Raw genomic sequence first — 2,251 nt, 5'->3', positions numbered from 1 at the left:
GGGGCTGCATCCCGAGATCGAGGTCGGGGGCTTCCTCCCCGAAGCAGGCGGGTTTCTCCAATACCCCCGCCCTGCTCGGCACGCTGGAGCACGTCGCCGAGGACGGGACCCGGACGGCCCCTCGCGATCCTTCAGAAATTCGTCGTGAACCAGGGCGATGCCTGGACCCTGATGCTGGAGGGCCTGCGCCGGGACTTCGAGACCGTCGTGCTCACCCCCGAGAGCGAGGCCGCCAGCCCCGAGGAGGCGTTCCAGGCCCACCGGCCCTGGGCGGATCTGCTCGGGCGGCGCACCGCCGAGCTGCACGCGGCGCTGGCGATCGAGACCGACGATCCGGCCTTCGCGGCCGAGCCGTTCACCGGGGACGATCTCGCGGTGCTGGCGCGCGACGCCCGCCACCAGGCGGAGCGTGCCTTCCGGGCGCTCAAGGGCCTGGCCGACCGGGGGCTCGATGCCGGCAAGCCGGCCTGCGCGGAACTCGGCCAGCGCCGGGGCGAGGTCGAGGCCCTGATCGCCGCGCTCACCGCCGAGCCGGTCCGGGGCGCCCACAAGACCCGCATCCACGGTGACTACCACCTGGGACAGGTGCTGGTCGCCGAGAACGACCTGATCATCGTCGACTTCGAGGGCGAGCCCTCGCGTCCGGCCGACGAGCGCCGGGCCAAGTCGATGCCCCTGCGGGACGTCGCCGGGCTGATGCGCTCCTTCGCGTACGGCGCCGAGACGGTGATCCGGGAGATCACCGCCCGGTTCGCCGATTCCGATGGGCGGGCGCGGGACGCCGCCACGGCGTGGCGCGGCATGATCGAGGCGGCGTTCCTCGCCGGCTACGAGTCCGCGGTGGAGGGCTCGCGCGCCGCCGTGACCGACCTGGGAAGCCGGGCGCGGCTGCTGCGCCTCTGCCTGCTGACCAAGGCCCTGTACGAGGTCGATTACGAGGCCAACAACCGGCCGGACTGGATCGAAATCCCCGCCCGTGGGGTTCTGACCATTCTGGACACGGACGGACACGAGCCCGGAGCATTGGAATGACGGCGATCGACGAGACCTTCGCACGACGGGCCGCCCCGGAAGCGGGGACGGCGCGGAACGCGGATGTCCCGGGCTCCGGCGTCGCGCAGACGCCGAGCGTCCATCCGGACGCGATCGCGGCCCTGATGGCGGCCAACCACGGCGACCCGTTCTCGGTGCTGGGCCCCCACCGGGTCGGGCCCAAGGCCTGGGAGGTGCGCGCCGTGCTCCCCGAGGCGCGGGCCGCCACCCTGGTGATGGACGGCCGCACCGTGCCGTTCGAGAAGCGCCATCCGGACGGATTCTGGGTCGCGCGGGTCGAGGGCGAGCACCGGCCGCTCTACGAGATCGAGGTCGAATCCTGGGACGGCACGAAGCGCCGCCGCTACGACCCCTACGGTTTCGGCTCCTCGATCGAGCAGTACGACGTGGCGACGCTGCGCGAGGTCGGCACCAACCTCGTGTACCGGATGCTCGGCGCCCAGTCGGGCCAGCTCGACGGCATCGACGGCTTCCGCTTCGCCGTCTGGGCCCGAACGCCCGCAAGGTCAGCGTCGTCGGCGACTTCAATGACTGGGACGGGCGCCGCCACCCGATGCGCCTCTGGCAGGACGGCGGCATCTGGGAGCTGTTCGTGCCGGGCCTCAAGGCCGGCGTGCGCTACAAGTTCGAGATCCGCGGCCCCGACGGCGCCCTGGTGCCGCTCAAGGCCGACCCGGTCGCCTTCGCGGCCCAGCACCCGCCGGAGACCGCCTCGGTCACCCACGGGTCGGGCGAGTTCGACTGGCGCGATTCGGGCTGGATGAGCACCCGCGGCGCCAAGGACCCGCGCCACGCGGCGATCTCGGTCTACGAGGTCCATCTCGGCTCCTGGGCGCGGGTGCCCGAGGAGGGGAACCGCTACCTGACCTACCGGGAGCTCGCCGAACGGCTGATCCCCTACGTCAAGGATCTGGGCTTCACCCATATCGAGATGCTGCCGATCACCGAGTTCCCGTTCGACGGGTCCTGGGGCTATCAGCCGGTCTCGCTGTTCGCCCCGACGAGCCGCTTCGGCACGCCGGAGGATTTCGCCGCCTTCGTGGACGCCGCCCACGAGGCCGGGATCGGCGTGCTGCTCGACTGGGTGCCGGGCCACTTCCCCCTCGACGCCCACGGGCTCGGCCAGTTCGACGGCACCCACCTCTACGAGCACGCCGATCCCCGCCAGGGCTTCCACCAGGACTGGGGCACCTACATC

At 72.0% G+C, this 2,251-nt stretch carries 2 pseudogenes; both read left to right on the top strand.

From position 1 onward, the window contains the following. Positions 1-1,032 (top strand): annotated as a pseudogene (locus tag I53_RS25535) (phosphotransferase); the annotation flags it as partial. Beyond that, a pseudogene (locus I53_RS25530) lies at positions 1,029-2,251 on the top strand (alpha-amylase family glycosyl hydrolase); the annotation flags it as partial. The pseudogenes I53_RS25535 and I53_RS25530, both read left to right, overlap by 4 nt.

Source organism: Methylobacterium sp. B1 (genome assembly GCF_000333255.1).
GTDB lineage: Bacteria > Pseudomonadota > Alphaproteobacteria > Rhizobiales > Beijerinckiaceae > Methylobacterium > Methylobacterium fujisawaense.
This window is presented reverse-complemented; position numbering and strand designations above follow the sequence as displayed.